The organism is Actinophytocola sp. NPDC049390, from assembly GCF_044466355.1.
In the GTDB taxonomy this organism is placed as follows: domain Bacteria; phylum Actinomycetota; class Actinomycetes; order Mycobacteriales; family Pseudonocardiaceae; genus Actinophytocola.
In genome coordinates this window covers 597,648-621,335 of the sequence record NZ_JBITMQ010000002.1, presented here as the reverse complement: position 1 = coordinate 621,335, position 23,688 = coordinate 597,648, and the positions used below count along the sequence as shown (strand labels likewise).

19 protein-coding genes are annotated in these 23,688 nt (G+C 72.7%); 12 read left to right on the top strand and 7 right to left on the bottom strand.

What is annotated here, in order from left to right; all coding sequences use genetic code 11:
* Positions 1 to 9: 9 nt before the first annotated feature.
* Positions 10 to 765: a 3-oxoacyl-ACP reductase FabG gene (fabG, locus tag ACIBVP_RS09035; protein ID WP_396105487.1), complete on the bottom strand. Its 756-nt coding sequence runs from the start codon at positions 763 to 765 to the stop codon at positions 10 to 12.
* 108 nt (positions 766 to 873) lie between these two features.
* Positions 874 to 1,383 (bottom strand): XdhC family protein, encoded by a 510-nt coding sequence (locus ACIBVP_RS09030; RefSeq protein ID WP_396105486.1) that lies wholly within the window; start codon positions 1,381 to 1,383, stop codon positions 874 to 876.
* On the opposite strand from ACIBVP_RS09030, the gene nudC reads away from it, so the two are divergent.
* Both nudC and ACIBVP_RS09020 read left to right on the top strand, forming a co-directional pair.
* On the top strand, positions 1,382 to 2,248 hold the full coding sequence (nudC, locus tag ACIBVP_RS09025; protein WP_396105485.1) for an NAD(+) diphosphatase: 867 nt from the start codon (positions 1,382 to 1,384) through the stop codon (positions 2,246 to 2,248). The two genes, ACIBVP_RS09030 and nudC, sit on opposite strands and share 2 nt — an antisense overlap.
* Positions 2,248 to 2,994 (top strand): class I SAM-dependent methyltransferase, encoded by a 747-nt coding sequence (locus ACIBVP_RS09020; protein ID WP_396105484.1) that lies wholly within the window; start codon positions 2,248 to 2,250, stop codon positions 2,992 to 2,994. The genes nudC and ACIBVP_RS09020 overlap by 1 nt, the downstream gene beginning before the upstream one ends.
* 4 nt (positions 2,995 to 2,998) lie before the next feature.
* On the opposite strand, the gene ACIBVP_RS09015 is transcribed toward ACIBVP_RS09020, so the two are convergent.
* The 3 genes from ACIBVP_RS09015 to ACIBVP_RS09005 all read right to left on the bottom strand — a co-directional run bounded on the left by ACIBVP_RS09015 (position 2,999) and on the right by ACIBVP_RS09005 (position 7,123).
* Positions 2,999 to 3,925, bottom strand: coding sequence for a hydroxymethylglutaryl-CoA lyase (locus tag ACIBVP_RS09015; RefSeq protein WP_396105483.1), 927 nt, complete (start codon positions 3,923 to 3,925; stop codon positions 2,999 to 3,001).
* A complete protein-coding gene (locus tag ACIBVP_RS09010; RefSeq protein WP_396105482.1) occupies positions 3,922 to 5,196 on the bottom strand; it encodes a hydroxymethylglutaryl-CoA reductase, degradative in 1,275 nt (424 codons plus the stop codon). Before ACIBVP_RS09010 ends, ACIBVP_RS09015 begins: the two co-directional genes overlap by 4 nt.
* A gap of 100 nt (positions 5,197 to 5,296) precedes the next feature.
* On the bottom strand, positions 5,297 to 7,123 hold the full coding sequence (locus ACIBVP_RS09005) for a helix-turn-helix domain-containing protein (protein ID WP_396105481.1): 1,827 nt from the start codon (positions 7,121 to 7,123) through the stop codon (positions 5,297 to 5,299).
* A 149-nt stretch (positions 7,124 to 7,272) separates the two neighbouring features.
* On the opposite strand from ACIBVP_RS09005, the gene ACIBVP_RS09000 reads away from it, so the two are divergent.
* From ACIBVP_RS09000 to ACIBVP_RS08975, 6 genes are all read left to right on the top strand, one after another.
* Positions 7,273 to 9,330 (top strand): hydantoinase/oxoprolinase family protein, encoded by a 2,058-nt coding sequence (locus ACIBVP_RS09000; RefSeq protein ID WP_396105480.1) that lies wholly within the window; start codon positions 7,273 to 7,275, stop codon positions 9,328 to 9,330.
* Positions 9,331 to 9,354: 24 nt separating this feature from the next.
* A complete protein-coding gene (locus tag ACIBVP_RS08995) occupies positions 9,355 to 11,484 on the top strand; it encodes a hydantoinase B/oxoprolinase family protein (protein WP_396105479.1) in 2,130 nt (709 codons plus the stop codon).
* Positions 11,481 to 12,725 (top strand): CaiB/BaiF CoA transferase family protein, encoded by a 1,245-nt coding sequence (locus ACIBVP_RS08990; RefSeq protein WP_396105478.1) that lies wholly within the window; start codon positions 11,481 to 11,483, stop codon positions 12,723 to 12,725. The genes ACIBVP_RS08995 and ACIBVP_RS08990 overlap by 4 nt, the downstream gene beginning before the upstream one ends.
* Positions 12,725 to 13,525 (top strand): enoyl-CoA hydratase/isomerase family protein, encoded by an 801-nt coding sequence (locus tag ACIBVP_RS08985; RefSeq protein WP_396105477.1) that lies wholly within the window; start codon positions 12,725 to 12,727, stop codon positions 13,523 to 13,525. The genes ACIBVP_RS08990 and ACIBVP_RS08985 overlap by 1 nt, the downstream gene beginning before the upstream one ends.
* 82 nt (positions 13,526 to 13,607) lie before the next feature.
* Positions 13,608 to 14,927 carry a serine/threonine-protein kinase gene (locus ACIBVP_RS08980; protein WP_396105476.1) on the top strand — a complete coding sequence of 440 codons (1,320 nt, stop codon included), beginning with the start codon at positions 13,608 to 13,610 and terminating at the stop codon, positions 14,925 to 14,927.
* A 54-nt stretch (positions 14,928 to 14,981) separates the two neighbouring features.
* Positions 14,982 to 15,344, top strand: coding sequence for a response regulator transcription factor (locus tag ACIBVP_RS08975; RefSeq protein WP_396105475.1), 363 nt, complete (start codon positions 14,982 to 14,984; stop codon positions 15,342 to 15,344).
* Between the two features lie 7 nt (positions 15,345 to 15,351).
* Here the strand turns inward: ACIBVP_RS08975 and ACIBVP_RS08970 are convergent, their stop codons facing one another.
* Positions 15,352 to 16,566 carry a serine/threonine-protein kinase gene (locus ACIBVP_RS08970; protein ID WP_396105474.1) on the bottom strand — a complete coding sequence of 405 codons (1,215 nt, stop codon included), beginning with the start codon at positions 16,564 to 16,566 and terminating at the stop codon, positions 15,352 to 15,354.
* Positions 16,567 to 16,777: 211 nt separating this feature from the next.
* Between ACIBVP_RS08970 and ACIBVP_RS08965 the strand changes: the two genes are divergently transcribed.
* Positions 16,778 to 18,463 (top strand): substrate-binding and VWA domain-containing protein, encoded by a 1,686-nt coding sequence (locus tag ACIBVP_RS08965; RefSeq protein ID WP_396105473.1) that lies wholly within the window; start codon positions 16,778 to 16,780, stop codon positions 18,461 to 18,463.
* Positions 18,464 to 18,669: 206 nt separating this feature from the next.
* Entirely contained in the window at positions 18,670 to 19,686 is a 1,017-nt protein-coding gene (locus tag ACIBVP_RS08960; protein WP_396105472.1) for a hypothetical protein, read from the top strand.
* A 48-nt stretch (positions 19,687 to 19,734) separates the two neighbouring features.
* On the opposite strand, the gene ACIBVP_RS08955 is transcribed toward ACIBVP_RS08960, so the two are convergent.
* Positions 19,735 to 20,754, bottom strand: a complete 1,020-nt coding sequence (locus ACIBVP_RS08955; RefSeq protein WP_396105471.1) for a Gfo/Idh/MocA family oxidoreductase — start codon at positions 20,752 to 20,754, stop codon at positions 19,735 to 19,737.
* A gap of 92 nt (positions 20,755 to 20,846) precedes the next feature.
* On the opposite strand from ACIBVP_RS08955, the gene ACIBVP_RS08950 reads away from it, so the two are divergent.
* Complete coding sequence (locus tag ACIBVP_RS08950) at positions 20,847 to 22,349, top strand: hypothetical protein (protein WP_396105470.1); 1,503 nt, start codon at positions 20,847 to 20,849, stop codon at positions 22,347 to 22,349.
* 96 nt (positions 22,350 to 22,445) lie between these two features.
* Positions 22,446 to 23,597, top strand: a complete 1,152-nt coding sequence (locus tag ACIBVP_RS08945) for a peptidoglycan DD-metalloendopeptidase family protein (RefSeq protein ID WP_396105469.1) — start codon at positions 22,446 to 22,448, stop codon at positions 23,595 to 23,597.
* Positions 23,598 to 23,688 lie beyond the last annotated feature (91 nt).

The window sequence follows — 23,688 nt, the reverse complement described above, 5'->3', positions numbered from 1 at the left end:
GTTGTCGCCTCAGTCCTGTGGCCCGCCGGCCACGTAGATCACCTGGCCGGACACGAACCCGGACTCCTCGCGGGCGAAGAACGACGCCATGGCGGCGATGTCCTCGGGCTGCCCGACGCGCTGCACCGGGATGGCGGCGGCCGCGCCCTGCTTGAACTGCTCGAAGTCCACGCCGACGCGCTCGGCGGTGGCCGCGGTCATGTCGGTCTCGATGAAGCCGGGTGCGATCGCGTTGACCGTGATCCCGAACTTGCCGAGCTCAATGGCGAGGGTCTTGGTGAAGCCCTGCATGCCCGCCTTGGCGGCGGAGTAGTTGGCCTGGCCCCGGTTGCCGAGCGCGGAGGTGCTGGAGAGGTTGACGATCCGGCCCCAGCCCGCTTCGGTCTGGTACTTCTGCACCTCGCGGGACATCAGGAACGCGCCGCGCAGGTGCACGTTCAGGACCAGGTCCCAGTCGTCCTCGGACATCTTGAACAGCAGGTTGTCGCGCAGGATGCCCGCGTTGTTGACCAGCACGGCGGGTGGTCCGAGCTCCTCGGCGACCTTGCTCACGGCCGCGGTGACCTGGTCGGCGTTCGACACGTCGGCGCCGACGGCCAGCGCGGTGCCCCCGGCCTGCTGGATGGCGGCGACGGTGTCCTTGCAGTGGTCCTCGGTGAGGTCCAGGACGCCGACGGCGTAGCCGTCCTCGGCGAGGCGCTTGGCGACGGCCGCGCCAATCCCTCGAGCAGCACCGGTGACGATCGCGACACGGGACTGAGCCACGGGTTCTCCTTCGAACGCAGTCGGCAACGAGCTAAGCAAGCGCTTAGTAAGCTACCTGGTGCGTGCGGAGCGGGCAACAGCGCCGCGGGCCGCCTGGGACTGCCGTGGTCAGAACTCGAAGCCGCCCGGTTTGCCGTTGCGGTCGGCGATGAGGCCCGCGAGCGTGGCGATCGCGATCTCCGGTGGGGTGCGGGACCCGATGTTGAGACCGATCGGCCGGTGGACGCGGGCGATCTCCTCCTCGGCGACGCCCAGGTCGCGCAGCGCGGCCACGTGCGGGCCGGGGTGGCGCGGGTTGCCCATCACGCCGATCCAGCGGGCCGGGAGCTTGAGCGCCTCGGCGAGCACCTGACCGAGTTCGGCGCGGTGGTGGTCGGTCACGACGATGTCGGTGTCGCCGTCGAGCCGGGGGACGTGCGTGAGGACCGTGGCCGTCTCGTCGTCGGAGACGCGGCCGCGTTCCGGTTCCACGAGGACCGTGCGGTAACCGAGGTCGCGGGCGTAGCGCAACAGCACGTCCGCGACCGGTGACGCGAACACGGCAACCAGCGTGCGGGACGTGGGCGGCGCCTGCGCGTCGCCGTGTGCCACCGCACAGTTCGGATCATCTGTCGCCATGCGTTCTAGGGTGGCACGCGTGCCGACGAACGTCACTCTGCCGTACAACGGGCTGGCCCTCGACCGCGGTCGCCGCGGGGACCGGGACTGGCTGGCCGCGGCCCGTGCGCGCGGCCGGGTGCTGGCGTTCTGGCGGGACCGGTGCCTGGTGGCGGGCGGGGTGCCCGTGAGCCTGACCGACCCGGGGCGGGAGACGGTGTTCCTCGGTCACGGCGATGCCGCGGTGTTCGCCGTCGACCTGTCGGACCTGGCGGAGGAGGCGGCGGCGCGCGAGGCAGGCGCGGAGGCCGCGGTCGACATCCGGAGCCTGTTCACGGGGCTCGACGCGCAGGAGGCCGCCACCCTCGCCTACGCGCGCGGCATGCTGCACTGGGCACGCAACCAGCGGTTCTGCGGCGCGTGCGGTGCGGCGACCGCGGCCGAGCAGGCCGGGCACGTGCGGCGGTGCGGGGGTTGCGGGAAGCTGCACTTCCCGCGCATCGAGCCCGCGGTGATCATGCTGGTGGAGGCCCCGGACCGGCAGCGCTGCCTGCTCGCGCGGCACCGGGGCGCGGCGGCGTTCTCGACGCTCGCCGGGTTCCTGGAGATCGGGGAGAGCCTGGAGGACGCGGTCCGCCGCGAGCTGGCCGAGGAGGCCGGGGTGCGGGTGGGGGAGGTCGTGTACCAGGCGTCGCAGGCGTGGCCGTTCCCGTCGGGGCTGATGGTCGGCTTCCGCGCGCTGGCCGAGACCGAGGCGTTCGCCGTGGACCACGACGAGCTGGACGAGGCCCGCTGGTTCACCCGCGCGGAGGTCCGCGCCCTCGGCGACGGCCGCCCCGACTCGATCGAGTCGTACCTGGTGGGAACGTGGCTGGGCGAGGGCTGATGTCCTTCGAGCACCTGATCGCCGAGGCCGAGGCGGTCTCCGTGGACGGCTGGGACTTCTCCTGGCTCGACGGCCGCGCGACCGAGGAACGGCCGCCGTGGGGTTACCAGCGCCTGATGGGCGAACGCATGGCGGGCGCGTCGGCGGCCCTGGACATCCAGACCGGCGGCGGTGAGGTTCTCGCCGGGGTGCCGCGGCTGGCGCCGGTGACGGTGGCGCTGGAGTCGTGGCCACCGAACCGCACACGCGCGGCGCGGAACCTGCACGGCCATGGTGTTCTGGTGGTCGCGGACGCCGACCGGCCACCGTTTCCGTTGCGGGACAACGCTTTCGATCTCGTGGTGAGTCGTCATCCGGTGCGGGCGTGGTGGCCGGAGATCGCGCGGGTCCTCGCGCCCGGCGGGACGTACCTGTCGCAGGAGGTGGGGCAGCGCAGCGTCGCCGAGCTGGTCGAGTTCTTCCTGGGGCCGCAGCCGTGGGCCGACCGTGACCCCGAGGACGCTCGCGCCATGGCCGAGGACGCGGGGCTCGAGGTAGTGGACCTGCGGACCGCCCGCCTGCGCACGGAGTTCTACGACATCGGCGCGGTGGTCTACTTCCTCCGCAAGGTGATCTGGATGGTGCCCGGCTTCACCGTGGCCGCCCACCGCACCCGTCTGCGGGACCTGCACGAGAAGATCACGGACGAGGGCCCGTTCGTCGCCCACACGACCCGCTTCCTGATCGAGGCCCGCAAACCCGCCTGAGCGCTCAGCTGTTCTGTAGCGCGCGCACGACCGACGACGGGCTTTCGCGGCCGAGGTGGGTTGCCAGCCACGTGCTTGTCTCGACCAGTTTGGTCAGGTTCACGCCCGTGTGGATGCCGAGGCCTTCCAGGTGCCACAGGAGGTCCTCGGTGGCGAGGTTGCCGGTCGCGCTGCCGGCGAACGGGCAGCCGCCGAGGCCGCCCGCCGAAGTGTCCACTGTGGTCACGCCGTGCTGGAGCGCGGCGAGGGTGTTCGCGAGGCCCTGGCCGTAGGTGTCGTGGAAGTGCACCGCGACCGCTTCGATCGGAACACCGGCCGCAGTCAGGGCCCTGAGCAGCGCCACCACGCGGCCCGGTGTCGCGACTCCGATCGTGTCGCCCAGGCTGAGTTCCGTGCAGCCCAACGACATCAGCCTCGTCGCGACCTCGACGACCCGCTCCGCCGGGACCGCACCTTCCCACGGGTCGCCCCAGCACATCGACAGGTAGCCGCGTACCCCGAGGTCCGCCTCGCGGGCCGATGCGATCACCGGGGCGAACATCTCCAGTGACTCGGCGACCGTGCGGTTCAGGTTGGCCTTCGCGAAGCTCTCCGTGACCGACGCGAACACCGCGATGTCGGTGACGCCCAGGTCCAGCGCCCTCCGCAAGCCCCGCTCGTTCGGCACCAGCACGGGGTAGCGCACCCCGGGGCGGCGGTCCAGGCGACACAGCACCTGCTCGGCGTCCGCGAGCTGTGGGACCCACTCCGGGCGGACCATGCTCGTCGTCTCGACGACCGTGTGGCCCGCGTCCGCGAGACGTTCGACGAACTCGACCTTCACCGACACGGGCACCAGCGCGGACTCGTTCTGCAGGCCGTCGCGGGGGCCCACCTCCCAGATCGTGACCGCTTTCGGGAGGCCGGGAAGGGGCTCGGTGCCGTAGTTCATCGGGCGGCTCGGAGCTCGGCCAGGACCCGCTCGGCGTGGTCGGCCCGCACCTTCTTGTCCGCGACCAGCCGGGCGACCACCGCCGGGACCTCCTCGGCCGTCGCGCCGACCGTTGACGCGATGTTGCGTGCGTGCAGCGACATGTGGCCCCGCTGGATGCCCTCCGTGGCCAGCGCTCGCACCGCGGCGAAGTTCTGCGCCAGGCCGACCGCCGTGATGATCTCCGCCAGCTCCGCCGCCGTTCCGACGCCGAGCAGGGTGATCGCCGCCTGTGCGGTCGGGTGGACCTTGGTGGCGCCGCCGACGAGGCCGACCGGCATGGGCAGCTCCAGCGTGGCCGCCACGTTGCCGTCCGCGTCCTTCTCGAAGCGGGACAACGACGTGTAGAGGCCGGCCGGGGACACGGCGTGGGAGTGGGCCCCCGCTTCGACGGCCCGGGTGTCGTTGCCGGTGGCGAGGACGACGGCCGTGATCCCGTTCATGATCCCCTTGTTGTGGGTCGCGGCCCGGTACGGGTCGGCCTCGGCCAGCGCGGCCGCGTGGATGATGTTGTCGACCACCTCGGCGCCACCGAGCGCGTCCGCGTCGAACACCGCCCTCGCGCGGGACAGGCGGAGGTCGGCCTTGTTGGTGAGGATCCGCAGCAGGCTCGTGCCGCGGGCGATCTCCGCCGCCCGCGCCGCGACCGCCTCGGCCATCGTGTTGACGGCGTTCGCGCCCATCGCGTCGCGGACGTCGACCCGCAGGTGCGCCACCACGTACGTGCCCGCGCGGGAGGGCACCAGCCGGACCGCGATGTCGCGGACCCCGCCGCCGAACTCGACCAGCTTCGGGTCCTGGGCGTTCGCCAGCGCCATCAGCTCATCGCGTGCCTCCAGCAGCCGCACCCGCCCGGCCTCGGGGTCGGCGACGCCCACGATCTGGACCTGGGCCTGCATCACGGGCGCGGTCGAGGACGTGGTGAACCCGCCGTGCACGCGCGCGACCTTCGCCGCGTTGGACGCCGCCGCGACGACCGACGCCTCCTCGGTCGCCATCGGTACCAGCACGTCGACGCCGTTGACCACGAAGTTCGTCGCGACACCGAGCGGGACCCCCAGGATCCCGGTCACGTTCTCGATCATGTGGTCGGCCAGCCCGAGGTCGAGCCCGTGCGCGGGGTCGAAGGCGGCGACCGACGCCGGGTCCACGCCCGCGGCCTCGGCGACGGACTTGCGCCGGGCCTCGACGGTGAGGTCCCGGAGACCCTGGATACGACTCGTGCGCGGCATCGCGCCCCTCCCACCTCGCTGTGGCTGCGGTACGTCGCAGGACGCTAGTTCGCACACCACCCACCGGGAACGGACCGATCGTCCACTTTTGACGCGGCGGCTATGGGCTGTTGGTCAGATCCGCGAGGCGGACCGCGACCGTGATCCGGAAGAGCCGGTCGGGTTCCTGCCAGTCCTCGCCGAGCAGCTCGCCCGCCCGTTCCAGGCGTTGGAGCACGGTGTTCTTGTGCACGTGCAGTGCGCGGGCGGTCGCGACCGGGCTCATCCGGTTGGCGAGGTAGGCGGCCAGGGTGGGCAGCAGCTTGCCCGCGTGCTCGGCGTCCCACGCCAGCACGGGGCCGAGCACCCGCCGCAGGTAGGCGGTCACCCGCGTCTCGCCCGGGCCGAACAGGGCCGTGTACGGCAGGTACTCGTCCGCGGTCACCGCGGCGTCGGTCAGCCCCAGCGACGGCAGGATCCGCACGCACGCCGACGCCGCGTCGACCTGGGCGCGCAGGTCGACCGCGTCGGCGAACTCGGCGCCGACGGCCAGCACCGGTGCCCGGACCGCGCGGCTCACCGTGGCGTGGACGAACGCGCTCGCCGCGGACGGGTCGGTGTCCGCGGTCAACGCGACCACCCGGTCGGTGTGCTCGCCGACCAGCCCCGCGGTCCGGCGCAGCGCACGGACCGCCTCACGCCGCAGTTCCACGGGCACCGACACGACCACCACCGACCGCATCTCGTGCAGCTGGATGCCCCGCGCGCGGGCCCGGGTGGTGATGTCGATGCGGCGGTCCTCCTCCTCGGACAGCAGGTCGGCCACCAGGTCGCCGCGCACCCGCTGCTCTGCCTCGATCAGCGAGTCCTGCTTGAGGTTCAGCAGCGCGGTGATCTGCGCGGCGCGTTCCGCCGTCCGCCGCTCCACCGGGCCGAAGGAGACCTCGCCCTCCTCCAGCAGCAACGCCCCCAGCAGGGTCGGCCCGGCGACCACGGCCACGGCGTACGTGCCCTCGTCCGCGAGCGCGCACTGGCCGCTGCGCCTGCTGCGGTCGACCGCGTCGGCGACCGGACCGTCGAGCTGCTCGGGGCCCAGCAGCGTCACCCGGCAGCGCAGCGCCCGGCCGAGCGCCGTCGCCACGTCGTGTTCCTCCCCGCCTTCCAGCACCAGCGTGGTGAGGTCGCTGTGCACCTCGCTGGCCCGTTCCATCGCCTCCACGTGCCGGGCCAGCTCCCCGTACGCGCGCTGCGTCTCGTCGGCCAGGTCCTGGGTGCGGGCCAGCAGGCGCGCGGTCTGCAGGACGATCGCCGCGTGGTCGGCGAACGCCGACAGCAGCGAGATCTCCTCCGGGGAGAACGCGTGCTCGACGCGGTTCGCCGCGAACAGCACACCGATGACCTCGTCCCCGGCGAGCAGCGGGACACCGAGCAGCGACACGAGACCTTCCGTCGCGACAGCCTCGTCGATCGCCGAGTCGTGCGGCGCCTCGGTCATCGCCGCGTACTTGGACGTCCAATGAGGACGGCGCTCCGCCACCACCTGGCTCGCCAGCCCGATCCCGGGCGGCACCCGCAGGCCGAGGAACGACGGCGCGATGGTGCCGAGCGTGGTGCGCACCCGCAGCTCGCGGCTGGTCGCGTCGAACTCCGACAGGTACGTGACATCGGTGCCCACCAGGTCGTGCGCCCGTTCCACCAGCCTGCCCAGCAGTTCGTCCACGTCGCGCAGCTGCGCCAGCTCACGTGCGGACGAGAACAGCGCGGCCAGTTCCTGTCCCCGTCGCCGCCAGCGCTCGGAGACGGCCCGCAGTCGCCGCACCTCGTAGCCGAGACGCGCGGTGTGCCGCTCGGGCACGCTCCGCAACAGACTGTCCACATCGGTGTCCTGCTCCGCGGACGCCGTCTGTAGCAGGCCGATCACGACGTCGACGGGAATGGTGTCCGTCACGGCGTCCACCTCACCTTCATGGGCCGATCGTCCAGAACCACGCGGTCCATTCTGGACGAACGATACATAGGTGGAACGCGTCGGCGCTCGTACCGTCCACACCGCGGATGAGACGATCCGCACCGACGCAGTCAAAGGAGACAGCGAGCATGACGCTTCACGTGGGCATCGACGTCGGTGGCACGTTCACCGACGCCGTGGCGATCGTCGACGGGCGCGCTCTCCGGGGCAAGGCGTTCTCGACCAAGGACGTGACCACCGGCATCCTCGACGCGCTCGCCGTGCTGCGGGAGCGCGCGGAGATGACCGAGCGCGAGTTCTTCGCCGCGGTCGACCGGTTCGTCCTCGGCAACACCATCGTCACGAACGCCGTGGACGAACAGAAGTACGCCGCTGTCGGGCTGCTGACCACACAGGGTTTCCGCGACACGCTGCGCATCGCGCGGTCGGCCCGCACCGACGAACGCGACCCGCACCGCATGGCGGCGCCGCCGGACATCGTGGCCCGTCAGCGCATCGTCGAGGTCGCCGAGCGGGTCGACGCGCACGGCACGGTGCTCGTGCCGCTCACCGAGGCCGCGATCGCGGACGCCGTCGACGCGGTGCTCGCGGCGGGTGCCGAGGCGATCGCCGTCTGTCTGCTGTGGTCGTTCCGCAACTCCGCCCACGAGAAGGCCATCGGCGACTACCTCGACAAGCACCACCCGGACGTCCCGTACACCCTCTCCAGCGAGCTGACGCCGGTTTACCGCGAGTACGAGCGCACGGTGACCACCGCGCTGGACGCCGCGGTCAAACCGATCGTCGCGTCCCACTTCGACCACCTCGCCGACGAGCTGCGCGGCCGGGGACTGGGTGCCCGGGTGCAGATCATGCAGGTGCACGGCGGGTTCCTGTCGGTGGAGGAGACCGGCAAGGCGCCGATCTCGATGTTCAACTCCGGTCCCGTCGGCGGCGTCACCGGCGCGCGGCTGCTGGGCAAGCAGCTCGGCCGCAGCCGCGTGCTGACCGCCGACATGGGCGGCACCAGCCTCGACGCGGCCGCGATCATCGACGACGAGTTCCGCCTGCTGCCCCGCGCCGAGATCGGCGGGCTGCCCACGAGCCTGACCGCGGTCGACATCGAGACCATCGGCGCGGGCGGCGGCAGCATCGCCTGGGTCGACGGCCGCAACCTGCTGCGCGTCGGACCGCACAGCGCTGGCTCCACACCCGGCCCCGCCTGCTACGGCAAGGGCGGCACCCGGCCCGCGGTGACCGACGCCGCGCTCGTGCTCGGGCTGATCAACCCGGACTACTACCTCGGCGGCACCGTCCCGCTCTACGAGGACCAGGCCCGCGCCGCGCTGCGCAAGCACGTCGCCGAGCCGCTCGGCATCACCGAGGAGGCCGCGGCCGAAGGCGTGTACCGGCTGGCGACCTCGCAGATGTCCAACGCGCTGCGCAAGATCACCGTGAACCGCGGCCACGACCCGCGCGAGTTCACGCTCGTCGGCTTCGGCGGCGCGTGTGGCCTGTTCGCGGCCGGGATCGCCGCCGAAGCCGGGGTCGGTGAGGTGGTGATCCCGCGCAACGCCGCGGTGTTCTCCGCGCACGGCCTCATGCACGCCGACTCCGTGTTCTCCGCGGTCCAGACGAGCCCGTGGACGCTCGCCCAGCCCGCCGCCGCGCTCGACGCGGAGTACACCGCGCTGGAGGAACGCGCACGCGCCTGGTTCGAGGCCGAGGGGATTCCCGCCGACCGGCGCGAGCTGTACCGCGAGGCGGACATGAAGTTCGTCGGCCAGATCTTCGAGGTGACCACCCGGCTGCCCGCCGGCACGTTCACCGAGGCGGACAAGGACGCGCTGCGTGCCCGGTTCATCGCCGACTACGAGGAGGAGTTCGGCGACGGCACCGCGTGGACGGAAGCCGAGATCCTCCTGGTGAACTCGCGGGTGCGGGCCATCGGGCGCAGCGACGTGCAGGAGGTCGCACACGTCGCCGGCGCCGACGAGGAGCGCCACGAGCTGTTCCGCCGCGCGGTCATCGAACCGCTCACCGGGCAACGCGCCGAGGTCGACGTGCACCGCGGGTTCGCCGCGCTCGGCCACGCGACCGGACCGTGCCTGCTGGAGGAACCCGACACCACCGTGTACGTGCCGAGCGGCGCCACCGTCGAACTGACCGCCGCCGGCGACTTCCTGCTGCGCCTCGCCGCCCGCTGACCCCACCCGTCAAAGGAGACGACCATGACCCAGCGCACCCTTCCCGACGGGTTCGACCCGGTCACGCTCGAAGTGATCCGCATGCGCCTGGACTCCATCGTGGAGGAAATGGGCATCGCGATGATCCGGTCCTCCGGGTCCCCGGTGATCACCGAGGCGGGCGACTTCAACACCGCCCTGTTCGACCCGGCGGGCCGCATCTACGCCTACTCCGACTACGTCCAGTTCCACATCGGGTCCGGCAGCGTCGCCGTGCGGAACCTGGTGGAGGTCATCAAGGACGAGCCGCTGCACCCCGGCGACGCGTTCATCTGCAACGACCCGCACACCTCCGGCGCGAGCCACCCGCCGGACACCAACGTGATCTCGCCGATCTTCCACGGCGACGAGCTGATCGGCTGGGCGCAGTCACAGGCGCACCTGGTGGACGTCGGCGGCATGACACCCGGCGGGTTCGCCCCCGGTGCCCACGACTGCTACGCCGAGGCGCTGCGGCTGCCGCCGGGCGTGAAGATCTTCGAGAAGGGCGAGCCCGTCGAGTGGGTGCGCAGGCTCCTGCTCAACAACGTCCGCGTGCCCGTGCTGTTCTGGAACGACGTCCGCAGCCTCGTCGCCAGCAACAACACCGGCATCCGCCGGCTGCTGAGCACCGTCGAGGAGTTCGGGCTCGACCAGTTCCGCGACTACACGAAGCTGTCGTTCGAGCTGGCCGAGCAGGTCGTGCGCGACCGCATCGCCGCCATCCCCGACGGCGTCTACGCCGCGGAGGAGTGGACCGAGCACAACGGACACGTCGACGAGCTGTACCGCGTCGCCTGCACCATGACCAAACGCGAGGACCAGATCACCTTCGACTTCACCGGCTCGGCCGAGCAGACCGACGGCTTCGTCAACTGCAGCTACGGCGCGCTCGTCGGCAGCGTCGCGACCGCGGTCGTGCCGATCCTCGCCTGGGACGTGCCGTTCAACGAGGGCGTCATGACCGCGTTCGACATCGTCGCCGAACCCGGCTCCATCGTGAACCCGCGACCGCCCGCGCCGATCAGCAACGGGCACCTCACCACCGGCGCACGCGTGAGCCGCGTGGTCACCAAACTGATGAACGAGGCGTGCCGCGGCAGCGCAGACGACACCGTCCGCGACCGCACCCAGGGCGTGTGGGGCGACTCGTGGACCGGCGGGATCTCCGCGGGCACCACCGACGACGGCGACTACTTCGTGCTGTTCAACATGGACGGTGGCGGCATGGGCGCCGGCGCGCAGCCCGAGCTCGACGGCCTCGACTGCGCGGGAATGATGACGCAGGTCAACAACATGCTGCCGGACGTCGAGATGAACGAGATGCTCTACCCGATGCTGTACCTGTGGAAGCAGCTCAACGTCGAAAGCGCCGGGCACGGCGCCCACCGCGGCGGGCTCGGCCTGCGGTTCGCGTGGACACTGCACGGCGCGCGGGAGGTGACGCAGACGGTGTTCGCCCCGAGCGCCCAGGTGGTCGCCGACGGGTTCGGCGGTGGCCTGCCCGGCGGCGGCAGCGGCCACGAGGTGTGGCGCGAGACCGACGTCGCCCGGCTGCTCGCCGACGGCCGCGTGCCCGGCCCGGACACGCTGGGCGCCGGGAACAAGGAGCTGCTCGCGATCAACCAGCAGTCCGTCACGATCCGCGCCGGGGACGTGCTGGTGCAGTGGATCGCCGGAGGCGGCGGGTACGGTGACCCGCTGCTGCGCGACCCGAACCTCGTCGCCGCCGACGTCCGCGACGGCTACGTGACCGCCGAGACCGCCCGCTGCACCTACGGCGTGGTCGTCACCGACGGCACGGTCGACGAGGACGCCACCGCACGGGCGAGGGCAGCGCTGCGTGCGGAACGCCTCGGCCGCACACCCACCGAGCACGTGCCGTCCGTGTCCCCGGCCGGGTCGTCCGCGCCGCGCCGGGACGCCGACGGCTGGTACGTGCCCGCCAGCGGCGCCCGCCTCGGCACCGGCGACGACTGGCGAGCGGCGGCGCGGAAGGTCACCCACGTCGCCGCCGACCGGCTCGCCGAACACGGCGTGCGGCTGCGCCCGCGTGACCGGGTACTGATCGACGAGTACTACAGCCCCGCCTGCGGCACGCTCCTGGAGGCGGGCGTCCGGGTGGAGCGGGCATGAACCCGTTGCGGGACATGCTGCCCGGCGGCCCGTCCGAGGGTGCGCTGCGCGGCGTCGTCGTCCTCGACATCACCCGCGTCGTGGCCGGGCCGTTCTGCTCGATGCTGCTGGCCGACCTCGGCGCGACCGTGATCAAGATCGAGAACCCGAAGGACCCGGACTACGCGCGCGGCTTCCCGCCGCAGCTGACCTCAGGCGACGGCGAGGAGTTCAGCGCGTTCTTCGCCCAGTACAACCGGAACAAGTTCGGCCTCACCCTCGATCTGTCCACCGAGGACGGCAAGGAGCTGCTGCGGTCCCTCGCGCGGCGCGCCGACGTGCTCGTCGAGAACTTCCGCCCCGGCACGATGGACAAGCTCGGCGTCGGCTACGACGTGCTGCGCGCCGAGAACCCGCGCCTCGTCTACACCGCGATCTCCGGCTACGGGCAGACCGGCCCGTACCGGCGCAAACCCGCCTACGACAACAGCGCGCAGGCCACCGGCGGGCTGTGGTCCATGAACGGGTTCCCCGACCGGCCGCCCGCGCGGGTCGGCACGATCATCGGTGACCTGTCCGCGACCCTGTACGCCGTCATCGGCACCCTCGCCGCGCTGCGGCACGTCGAGAGGACGGGGGAGGGGCAGCTGGTCGACGTGTCCCAGCAGGACTCCGTGCTCAGCCTGACCGAGAACGCCGTGGTGTCCTACACCGTCGACGGGAAGGTCCCCGGCCCGCTCGGCAACGAACACCCCTTCGTCAAGCCCTACGAGCTGTACCCGTGCAAGGACGGGTTCGTGTTCTTCGGCGGCTACACCGACAAGTTCTGGCGGCTGTCGTGCCACCTGTTCGGGCAGCCGGAACTCGCCGACGACCCCGAGATCGACACGATGGCCAAACGGTTCACACCCGAGGTCTACGAACGCCGGGTCCGGCCGTTGCTGCACCGGTGGTTCGAGGACAGGACGAAGGCCGAGCTGGAGGAGATCGTCGGCGACGCCGTGCCGCTGAGCGCGGTCAAGAACATCGGCGAGGTCGTCGAGGACCCGCAGATCGCCGCCCGCGACATGGTCGTCGACGTCCGGTACCCCGACTTCGGGGAGCTGCGGATGGCCGGCTCACCGATCAAGCTCGGCGCCACGCCGACACAACCGCGCGGGCTCGCGCCCAAGGTCGGCGAGCACACCGGCACGGTCCTGCGCGCACTCGCCGACCTCGACGAACAGCGCATCGCCGAGCTGCGCGACAAAGGGGTGGTCTGATGGGCATCACCCTGGAGCGGGACGGCGCGGTCGCGATCATCCGGTTCGACCGGCCGGACAAGCTCAACGCGCTCACCCTCGCGATGTACGACGAACTCGGCGCCGCCTTCGCGCGGGTCCGCGACGACGACACGCTCGCCGTCGCGATCCTCACCGGTAGCGGGGACCGCGCGTTCTGCGTCGGAGCCGACCTCACCGAGTCCATCCCCGCGCTCGCCGAGGGCCGGTTCGACATCTCGGAGTGGGACGCCGCGCACCAGAAGCACACCACGCTGTTCAAACCGGTGATCGCCGCGGTCAACGGCCTGTGCCTCGGCGGCGGGTTCGAGATCATGCTGTCCACCGACATCAGGATCGCGGCCGACACCGCCGAGTTCGGCCTCCCCGAGAGCGGCGTCGGTGTGGTGCCCGCCGGCGGCACGCTCACCCGGCTCACGCGGCAGATCCCGTACGCCTGGGCCATGGAGCTGATGCTGCTCGGCGACCGGATCCCCGCGGCGCAGGCACTGCGGTACGGCCTGCTCAACGACGTCGTCCCGGCGGCACGGCTGCTGGAGACCGCCCTCGACCGCGCCCATCGGCTCGTCGCGAAGAGCGGCACCGCGCTCGCGACGATCAAGGAAGCCGTCCTCCGCCTCGGCGACCTGCCCCAGCACCAGGCGTTCCACCACGAGGCCCGGTACGGCCAGCAGGCCTTCACCGCACCCGACGCCCACGAAGGCCTCCGCGCGTTCGCGCAGCGCCGCCCGCCGCGGTTCCCGTCCCGGCTCCGCGGCACTCGACCGCCGGAACAGGTTTAACGACACGCCCACGATGCAACTCTTGGGACGGGGTGGCACCCGGTGAGAGTGAGGTCGTCGTGGCAACTCAGGACGCGCGGTGGTGACGGGCGAGGGACACCTCCTCGCCGGGCGTTACCGGCTGGTGCGCCCGATCGGGACGGGTGCCATGGGGGTGGTCTGGCAGGGGCACGACGAACTCCTGGCCCGTCCCGTCGCGATCAAGAAACTCCTGGCGACCGACCCCCAGACCCCCGAGAAGGTGGCCCGCTGCCTGCGTGAGGGCCGGATCGCCGCGCGCCTGCAGCACCCCAACGCGATCACGGTCTTCGACGTGGTCGACGAGGACGGCGTGCCCAACCTCGTCATGGAGTACCTGCCGGCCCGCAGCCTCGCGACCACCGTCGCCGAGGACGGGCCCCTGACACCGGAGGCGGCGGCCGCCGTCGGCGCCCAGGTGGCCGCCGCACTCGCCGCCGCCCACGCGGCGGGCATCGTGCACCGCGACATCACCCCGGCCAACATCCTGCTCGGCGAAGACGGCACGGCGAAACTCACCGACTTCGGCATCTCCCGCATCGCCGACGACGCCGCGACCACCAGGACCGGCCTCGTCGCGGGCACCCCCGCCTACCTCGCACCGGAGGTGGCGCTCGGCGGCGAGCCCACCCCCGCGTCCGACGTGTTCTCGCTGGGCTCGACCCTGTACGCCGCGGTGGAGGGCGAGCCGCCGTTCGGTCTCGGACCCAACGTCCTCGGCCTGCTGCACGCGGTGGCCTCCGGCGAGATCACCCCGCCCACGCGGTCCGGGCCCCTCACCGACGCGCTGCTCGCCCTGCTCACGACCGACCCGGACACCCGCCCCACCGCGGATCGGGCACACGACCTGCTCACCGCCGTCGACACCGCGCCGGCACCGGCCGGCACCGCCACCCCCGCCGACGGGCCGGACACCGCGCTGATGGACCCGCCGACCGAACTGGTCGCACCCGTGCCTGCCGCGTCCAGCCGCCCACGCGGGCCGCTTGCCGTCACCGGGGTCTTCGTGGTCGCGCTGGTCGTGGTCGGGCTGTGGCTGCTGGGTGGCCAGGCAAGCATGCGGCAGACCCCGGACCGCGCCCCGGCCGAGCACGGCGAGAAGACCCAGACCCCCGGGACCTCGGTGCCGGTGCCCGTCGCCCCGGCGGTCGGCAAGCCGGTCGAGGTCGACGACGAACCGGCGACGCGCACCACGACCACGCCGCCCGCGCCGACCACCTCGACCGGCCGCGCCGACCCGACGACCACCACCACGACCACACCGCCCGCGCCGACCACGACCGACGAGGGACCGGAGCAGACGACCGACGTCACGACGACCACACCGCCGCCCACCAGCGAGGAAACGACCACGCCACCGGACGGCGAGACCGACGAGCGGTGACGTCACGCGGGTCCTCGCCGCCTGTCAGTGCGTGGGAGCGGAGAGGGAGGCCCGATGCGCGTGGTGCTCGTCGAGGATCACCGGTTGATGCGTGAGTGCCTCGTGCGCGTGCTGTCCGAGACCGACGACATCACGGTGGTGGAGGCCTGCCGCGACGGGGAGACCGCGGTCGACGTCGTGCTGCGGGAACGGCCCGACGTCGTCCTGATGGACGTGCGGCTCCCCGGCGTGGACGGGATCGAGGCCACCCGGCGGATCCTCCGTGCGTGGCCGCAGGCGCGGGTGCTCGTGCACACGTCCGACCCGCATCCCGAGCAGGCCAGGGCCGCCATCCGCACCGGCGCGGCCGGCGTGCTGGGCAAGAGCGGCGACGGTGACCGGCTCGTGCACGCCCTGCGCCGTGTGGTCACCGCCTGACGCCCGGTCAGGTGCCGCCAGGCAACGTGGTGGTGGCGAGAACCTCGTCGGAGTCGATCAGCACGGTGCCACCGTCGGTCACCAGGGTGTGGCGGTGGGTCTCGCGGACACGGCCCCCGGCGGTGTACTCGATCTCCGCGACGACCGTGTTCCCCGAGACGGTCGGTGTGCCGCGCACGCGAAGGTCCGCGACGTCCCGCCACCGCGCCTCGAACCGGTCGCGGCCCTGGTCACGCAGGGCGGGACCGAGCAGCGACCACGCGCGGTCCGGATCGTCGGTGACCACGGCGTAGAAGCTGGTGACGGCCCGGCGGAACCGGTCCGGGTCCGCCGGCGGCGAGGACGTGGCCGTCGGCTCCGCCGACCCGTCGCGATCGGCCCGCCCGACGGGCCACGTGGTGAGCAGCAGCAGCGTGAGCAGCCCGGACACGAGCGTCGCGACCACCACTAACGCGATGTTCCGGCGCGAGGGCGGAGACCCGGCGCCGGTCAGGGTGTCCGCGATCTGCCCCATGGTGGGCCGGGCGGCGGGATCGTCGTGCAGCATCGCCATGAGCGGCTCGGCCAGCGCCCCGCGCGCGGCGACCGGGCGGTCCGCGGTGCCGGCGGGCGGGTTCCCCTCGAGCGCGGTGTACAGCGTGGCGCCCAGCGAGAACACGTCCGCCGCCGGTGTGGGCGGCTCACCCCGCGCCGTCTCCGGTGCGAGGTACGCGGGCGCGCCTGTCATGTCGTCGCCGCTCCCGGCAGGCCCGAAACCGGTGATCGTCGCCGTGCCGTCCCCGGCGAGCAGGATGTTCGCCGGTGTGACGTCCCGGTGCACGATCCCGGCGGCGTGCGCGGCGGCCAGGGCCGCGGCGACCTGCCTGCCGACGCGGGCCACCCGGGCGGCGGGGAGGACGCCGCGGTCGGCGAGCACGTCCGCGAGAGTGCGCGCCGGCACGTACTCCATGACCAGGACCGGGTCACCCGAGTCGTCGATGGCGATGTCGTGGACGGCGACCACGTTCGGGTGCCGCAGGCGCGCCACCGCGCTCGCCGCACGGACGGCCCGCCGTCGCGCCAGGGGCGCCTCGTCCCCGGTGGGCACACGCACCCGCTTGACGGCCACCACGTGACCCAGCCGCAGGTCCACGGCCCGCCACACGGTCGCATCCTCGCCGGCCGGCGCCACCAGCCGGTACCGGCGTGCGACGACCCGTTCCGGGCGCCAGCTGGTGTCCATGCCCGGCTCCCGTCCGCTCGCGGACCCGGCCCCGTGCGCCAGGTACCCGATGAGTACGGCGCTGCCCCCGCCACCGGCATCACAGGCTCGTGCGGACCGACGACTCTGATCAGCCGGGACCGTTCATGATCCCCTGACCGGGTGCCCCGGCCGGTATGGTGCGGCGCGGTTGTCTCTCGATGTGTCCCCGGAAGCGGTGGAGGGTGCGGCGGTGGGACGGCACTCATCGGCCCGGCCGCGCGGTCGTCGGCGGACGCCGGTCGCGGTACTGGCCGGGTTGCTCGTGGTCGCGCTGGTCGGCTGGTTCGCCGTCGACTTCCTCGGCGACCGGCTGCGTGCCGCGGACTGTGCCGCGCGACCGTCGATCACCGTGACCGCCGCGCAGGAGATCGCGCCCGTCGTCGCGCAGCTCGCACGGCGCGCCGCCGAGGACGAACGCACCTGCTACCGGGTCCGCGTGATCGAGCGGGAGTCCGCCGCGGTGGTCGAGTCGCTCGTCGTGCCCGACGGCCGGCGTCCGGACGTGTGGATCCCCGAGTCCGGCATGTGGTTGTGGCGCGCCCAGGACGCGGGCGCGTGGACGGTGCCCGCCACCGGCACCTCCATCGCCAGCTCTCCGGTGGTGCTGGGCGTGACGGAGACCGTGGCGGCCGACCTGGGGTGGCCGGACGAACAGCCGACCTGGGCACAGGTCGTCGGTCCCGCGGCGGGCGGGCCCGCGGTCGGGTTCCCCGACCCCACGCGCGACCCGGTCGGGATCTCCACACTGCTCGAGCTGAGCGACCTGGTCGCGGACGCCCCGGACCCCGCCACGGCGCGCGTCGCGGCGATGCGTGCGCTCTCCCGCAACACCGTGCCCCGGCAGGAAGACCTGTTCCGCAGGCTGCCCGGCGGCCAGGCGGAACCGCTCGAGGCGTTCCCCACCTCGGAGAACGCGTTGCTCCGGCACAACGCGAAGCCGGGGCGGATCCCGCTCGTCGCCGTCTACCCGGACGATGGCGTGCCCGCGCTCGACTTCCCGTTCGTCGTGCTGCCGGACACCCCGGTGGCCCAACGCGGTGCCGCCGAACGGTTCCTGGACCGGCTGCTCACCCAGGAGAGCGCCGACCTGCTCGCCGACGCCGGCTTCCGCACCCCGGACGGCGCGGCGCTGCGTGACCGTTCCGGCGACCGGCGCACCTCGGGGGAACGGATGACCCCGGCGCCACCGCGCGGCCCGGCCGACGTGCGGCAGGTGCTGGCCGCGTGGGCGGGGGTGAACCGCAGCGGCCGGCTGCAGGTGCTGCTGGACGTGTCCGGGTCGATGGCCGAGCAGGTGCCCGGCACGGGACAGACCCGGATGGCGGTCACGGTGGCGGCCGCCGCGACCGGGCTCGGGTTGTTCAAGCCGACGACGAAGCTCGGCATGTGGCTGTTCGCGACCGATCTGGACGGCGCCAAGGACTACCGGGTGCTGCTGCCGGTGCGCCCGATGAGCGAGCACCTGGCCGGCGGCGCGCTCGACGCGGTGCGCGCCGTCCACGCCCTGCCGAACCGCGACACCGCGCTGTACGACGCGGTGCTGGCCGCCTACCGCGACGGCGTGCGGGCCTGGGAACCGGGCCGGATCAACACGGTCGTCGTCCTGACCGACGGCAAGGACGACAACGCCAGCGACATCACCCTCGACCAGCTGCTCACCGAGCTGGGCAGGCTGCGCAACCTCGGCAGGCCGTTGACGCTCGTCGGGATCGGCATCGGGCCGGGGGTGGACCGCGCCGAGCTGACCGCGATCGCCGAGGCGACGGGCGGCTCCGCGTTCGTCGCGCGGAACGCGGCCCGCATCGGCGACGTGTTCCACGAGGCCCTGTCGCTGATGCTGTGCCAACCGCCCGACTGCCTCCCGGGCGTCGGCTGACACGGTTCGTCGGCACCGGCTGTCCCCGTGCGCGATGTCTACTGTGGACGAGCGGAGTCACGCCCCGCGCCGCTCCAGTACTCGTCACCTCTTCGTTGGGTGAAAGACCTGTCATCGGGCCCTGTTGATCAGTAACCTGCCTGCCGGGTCCCGAGACGGACGTCCGGACTGTTCACTGTAGCCAGTGGCTTTGCGAGGGAGAGCTCTTGTCTGGTCGTACATTCACGCGCCGACTACTGGTGCCGATCGCCGGCGCCGTGGTGCTGGCGGGCGTGATCACCGTGCCGAACGCGTTCAGCGACGACGGCGCCGCCGGTCCGCCGCAGGTCGTGTGCGAGGTGGCCGCGTCCGCCGCGGACAACACCGGCACCACCAGGTCACTGCCGCCCGACGAGGCGGCCGCGCTGGTCGAGAACACCCGGTCCTACCGGGGCGCCTGCGTCGAGTACGGCCCACCGGTGGCGCTCGGCGACGGCGAACTGCGCGTCCTCGGCGGGGTCACACGCGGACGGCCGACCGTGATCGGGCTCAGCCTCACCTCCGCGACGTTGCGGAACCTGCCCGGCACCATGTCCGACGGACAGCGGTGCTTCGACGTGAACGGCGACGGCACGATCGGCGACATGGAGTGCGCCGGCGGACACCAGCGGGACCTCCAACTGCCCAGGAACCTGACCGGGCTGTCCACTTCGGCGTTCCGGTACGTCATGGTCAACTGGAACGTGATGGGCCACGGCCCGCCCGCGGTCTACACCGAGCCGCACTTCGACATCCACTTCTACCTGCGGTCACCGGCCGAGGTCGACGCCATCCGGCTCGGGCCGTGCGGCAACGTCGTGCACTGCGACGACTTCGCGACCGGCCGGGTCCCGGTGCCCGCCGAGTACAACCCCGCCGACTACGGGGACTACGGCTTCGTCCAGGGCAAGATGGGCAACCACCTGGTCGACAAGACCTCCGACGAGTGGAACGGCGGCGTGTTCGACCGCACCTTCGTCTACGGCTCCTACAACGGTGAGATCACCTACATGGAGCCGATGGTCAGCAAGGCGTGGATCGAGGGCCTGGCCACCGGCGCGACCGAGCCGGGCTGCCACCCCATCAAGCAGCCCCAGCAGTGGCAGGTCGCAGGCTGGTACCCGACCGAGTACTGCGGCTTCTACCGGCCCAACCGCGACGAGTACGTGATCAGCCTCGCGGAGTTCCGCGAAGCCACCGCGTGACACCACTGGCCGGGCCGGGGCACCCCGGCCCGGCCAGTGGCGCCGGGGTCACGAGCGGGCGAGCACCGCTTCGACCACCTCGATGACCCGCACCGAGTCCATCGGGTCGACGGGCAACGGGCCGCCGGCCCGCAGTGCCTCCGCCAGCAGCGTGTAGAACTCCGCGTACCGGCCCGGTTCCGTCGGGACGGCCCGGGTGGCGCCGTCGAGCCCCACCCTGCCCCAGGCGGTCTCCGGCTCGTGCCCGAAGGCCGGGTCGGTCGGCCGGGCCCCGTCGCGCAGCGCCGCCTCCTGCGGGTCGAGACCGTGCTTGGTGAACCCGCCCTCGGACCCGAGCACCCGGAAGCGGGGGCCGACCTGACCGGCCAACCCGTTCATCCACAGGTGCGACACGACACCCGAGCGGTGCCGCAGCACCACGAACGCGTCGTCCGGGGCGGCGCCGCCAGGCCGGCGCGTGAACAGTTCGCGGTGGACGGGGACCGCGTCGCCGAACAGCTGCACGGCCTGGTCGATCACGTGCGTGCCGAGGTCGTACAGGATGCCGCCGCCCGCGTCGGCGGGCGTCGCGGTCTTCCACGACGAACCCCGGTCGGGTTTCCACCACTCGAACCGCGACTCGAACCGCCACACCTCACCCAGCGCGCCGTCGGCCAGCAACCGCCGCACCGTGCGGAAATCGCCGTCCCAGCGGCGGTTCTGGAACACCGTCAGCGGCACCCCGAGCCTGCCCGCCTTCTCGACGAGCGCCCGCCCGTCGGCCGAGGTGACGGTGAACGGCTTGTCGACCACCACCGCGATCCCCGCGTCGAGGAACGTGTGTGCCAGCTCCGCGTGCGTCGCGGGCGGCGAGCCGATGACCACGAGGTCCAGCTCGCGGTCGAGCAGCGCGGCGGCGCGGTCGACGACCTCGGTGCCCGGATACCGGGCCAGCACCTCGGCGCGGCGCTGCTCGTTCCCCGTCACCACCGCAGCCAGCACGTAGCCCGGGTCCGCGTCCAGGAACGGCGCGTGGAACACCCGCCCCGCGGTGCCGAACCCGACGACGCCCGTCCTGAGTGGTCTCATACCGGCAACCTAAGCGGAGTGGGCCGTCCACGCGCACAAGGGGCCGGTCGGCGGCTTGTGCGTGCCTCCCCGCCACGCTGATACTACGGAGCGTGTCGACGTCGACCGGCCGGGTCACCAGCGGACGCCCGAACAAGATCGCCGACGACGACGGTCGCTTCGACAGTCGCACCCGGATCGCGTGGCTGCTGCGGATGAACCGGCTGTACGGGCGCGATCCCGACCTGGCCGTCGCGCGGCGCTGCGTGACCGCCTTCGCGGGCAGGCTCGGCCCGGTGACGCCCAGCCAGATCTCGCGGTGGGAGAACGGGGTGCTGCCCGTCCCGTACCGGGTGATCCGCGCCTACGAGGACATGCTCGGCCTGCCCACCGGGCACCTCACCGCCGCGGTCGACACCGTCCACCAGGTGCGGTCGGTGCGGCCCGGCGCACCCCGGCTCGACCGCGGGTTCACCGCCGACGCCGTCCTCGCCCGCGAACTCGACGACCTGCTCGACCGGTGCCTCGCCGACGTGCCGATGCGGGCCGTGGACTGGGACGGGATGAGCGCGCGGGTCCTCGCGATCCCGCACGTCTACCTGCCGCGGCCGATGTGGCACACGCTCGTCACCCGCCTGCTCGCCGAGATGTCGGTCGCCCGAGGCTGGGACTACCACCACCGGTGGGAGGCGCTGCGCAGACTGCAGGGACATCCCGTCGCCCGCGAGGCGATCGCGGTGGCCGTCGCCGAGATGATCGCCGACCCCGCGAGCCAGATCGTCGTCGACCCGCTCATGCTGCTCGTGCACGACCGCCACGCCACCCAGTTGCTGGTGGACGAGGTCACCGCGCCGACGAGCGAGCGGACCCTGCGTGCCGCGCTCGACGTGTGCGAACTGGCCGCCGGCGCGGGCCGGTTCGGCGGCGCGGAGGCCAGGACCCTCGAGATGCTCGCCCGTTCCCACGCCGCGGACGAGGGGCTGCCCGCGGACGTCCGCCGCGCGGCCGTGGACCTGCTGTCCGGCCTGGCGAGGAAGCGCCCCACCACCCGCAAGACCGCACCCGACCGGGCCGAGACCGTCGCCGGGCTGGTGCGGTCCGCGGAGGGGGCGATCGACGTGGCCACGCGCGGGACGTCGGTGACCGAGAACCGCATGCTGTCCCGGCTGGTCGACGAACTGCTCTTCACCCCGCAGGTCGACGTCCGGCTCGGCGCCGCGGCCGTGCTGGCGGCCAGCCCCTTCGGCGCACCGCTCGCCGACGCGCTCGCCCGCGACCCGTCGCCCCGCCGGGAACGGACCGCCGCGCTCGGCATGATCGGCGGCGCACAGCACCGGCCCGCGCTCGAAGCGCTGCTCGTCGGACGAACACCGCACGCGGTGTCCGCGCAGGCCGCGTTCGGCCTCGGCAACCTGCCCGGCCACACCGGGCACGCCGTGCTCGTGGCCGCCGTGCACCACCACCGCGGCAACGAGGAGGTGCTGCGCGCGCTGGTCTACGCGGCGGGGATGCAGCGCGCGACCCCCGTGCTGGCGGAGGTGCGCGGCAGGCCGGACCTGCCGCCGGAGATCCGCGCGGCGGCCCGGTGGTGGCTCGCGCGACCAGGACCCGAGTAATTGCGATCTCCGCCGGCTCCGGCAACAACACCCCGTCGCCGCGGGAAGTCCTGGTGGAATCGACTCGCCGTCGCCCCGAAACCCGGAGGAAACGACATGAGAGCACGAATCCTGACCGGACTGCTGGCCGCCGGTCTCTTCGCCACACCGGCGGTGCCGGTCGCCGCCGCGCCACCAACCGGTCTCGTCGCCGAGGTGACCGCCAGGATGCACGCCACGGCACCCGCCGCCGCGGCCGAGGCGGCGACACCGAGGGTGAACGTCGACAGACAGGACAACCACTGGGCGTTCGGCACCGCCGTGTTGGCGACCGCGCCGAACTCCGACGCCATGCCGGAGGGCTGGCTGTTCGTCGCACACCGCGAAGGCGCCCGCTGGGTGGTCGCGCTGGAAGGCGAGCAGGCCTTCGCCGACCTGTCCGCGAAGGCACCGGTGGTGAACGAGTCGGAACGCGCCCTGTTCGCCGAGCAGAACGGCAGCCAGCCGGAAGCGCAGGCGGGCAGCGACTGGCGCACCGGCATGGCGCTGCCGTACTCGGTCGGGCACACGTGGACGATGTGGGGCGGCCCCCACGGCTGGAGTGGCACCGCGGCGCCGTGGAGCTCGCTCGACCTCGCGGGCGGCGACCAGGTGGTGCGTGCCGCGCGGGCGGGCACCGCGTACACGATGTGCAAGGGCTGGATCCGTGTCATCCACGACCGCGGCTACTCCACCGACTACTACCACCTGTGGAGCAACATCAACGTCAACGGCGCCGCGGTCGGCCAGGGCAGTTACCTCGGCTACACGGGCACCGACGTCACCTGCGGCGGGTCCGCGTCCGGCAGGCACGTGCACTTCGGGCTGCGGCAGAACAGCGCCTACGTCGGCATCGCCAACCACAACCTCGGCAAGTGGGTGCCCCAGAACGGCGGCGCCGCCTACCAGGGTTCCGCACTGCACGGCAGCGCCCGGGTCTACGCGGGCGGCTCGCTGTACAACTACGGCGCGCTCGGGTTCACGCAGGGCATCGTGGACGCCAACGGCGGTAGCGCGCTGAACAAGCGGACCGGCCCGGGCACCGGTTACGCGATCGCCGGCTCGGTGGCCGACGGCGCGACCGTCTCCGTGTCCTGCTCCGCCAACGGCACCACACACACCGGCAGGTGGGGAAGCAGCAGCCTGTGGAACCGCCTCACCGACGGCACGTGGGTGAGCGACGCGTTCATGTGGACCGGCCTCAACGGCCCGGTGAACGGCTACTGCTGACCGCCGACTGACGGCATTGCCCCTGAAAGACGCTTTCGGGACATTCAAACGTCCCGAAAGCGTCTTTCAGGGCAAGGCAACGGGGCGGAGG

Excerpts from the sequence above, each read along its gene's own strand:
- nudC (WP_396105485.1), top strand. The coding sequence starts at position 1,382 with ATGCGTTCTAGGGTGGCACGCGTGCCGACGAACGTCACTCTGCCGTAC.
- ACIBVP_RS09030 (WP_396105486.1), bottom strand. The coding sequence starts at position 1,383 with ATGGCGACAGATGATCCGAACTGTGCGGTGGCACACGGCGACGCGCAG.
- ACIBVP_RS09020 (WP_396105484.1), top strand. The coding sequence starts at position 2,248 with ATGTCCTTCGAGCACCTGATCGCCGAGGCCGAGGCGGTCTCCGTGGAC.
- ACIBVP_RS09015 (WP_396105483.1), bottom strand. The coding sequence starts at position 3,925 with ATGAACTACGGCACCGAGCCCCTTCCCGGCCTCCCGAAAGCGGTCACG.
- ACIBVP_RS09010 (WP_396105482.1), bottom strand. The coding sequence starts at position 5,196 with ATGCCGCGCACGAGTCGTATCCAGGGTCTCCGGGACCTCACCGTCGAG.
- ACIBVP_RS09000 (WP_396105480.1), top strand. The coding sequence starts at position 7,273 with ATGACGCTTCACGTGGGCATCGACGTCGGTGGCACGTTCACCGACGCC.
- ACIBVP_RS08995 (WP_396105479.1), top strand. The coding sequence starts at position 9,355 with ATGACCCAGCGCACCCTTCCCGACGGGTTCGACCCGGTCACGCTCGAA.
- ACIBVP_RS08990 (WP_396105478.1), top strand. The coding sequence starts at position 11,481 with ATGAACCCGTTGCGGGACATGCTGCCCGGCGGCCCGTCCGAGGGTGCG.
- ACIBVP_RS08985 (WP_396105477.1), top strand. The coding sequence starts at position 12,725 with ATGGGCATCACCCTGGAGCGGGACGGCGCGGTCGCGATCATCCGGTTC.
- ACIBVP_RS08975 (WP_396105475.1), top strand. The coding sequence starts at position 14,982 with ATGCGCGTGGTGCTCGTCGAGGATCACCGGTTGATGCGTGAGTGCCTC.
- ACIBVP_RS08970 (WP_396105474.1), bottom strand. The coding sequence starts at position 16,566 with ATGGACACCAGCTGGCGCCCGGAACGGGTCGTCGCACGCCGGTACCGG.
- ACIBVP_RS08955 (WP_396105471.1), bottom strand. The coding sequence starts at position 20,754 with ATGAGACCACTCAGGACGGGCGTCGTCGGGTTCGGCACCGCGGGGCGG.
- ACIBVP_RS08945 (WP_396105469.1), top strand. The coding sequence starts at position 22,446 with ATGAGAGCACGAATCCTGACCGGACTGCTGGCCGCCGGTCTCTTCGCC.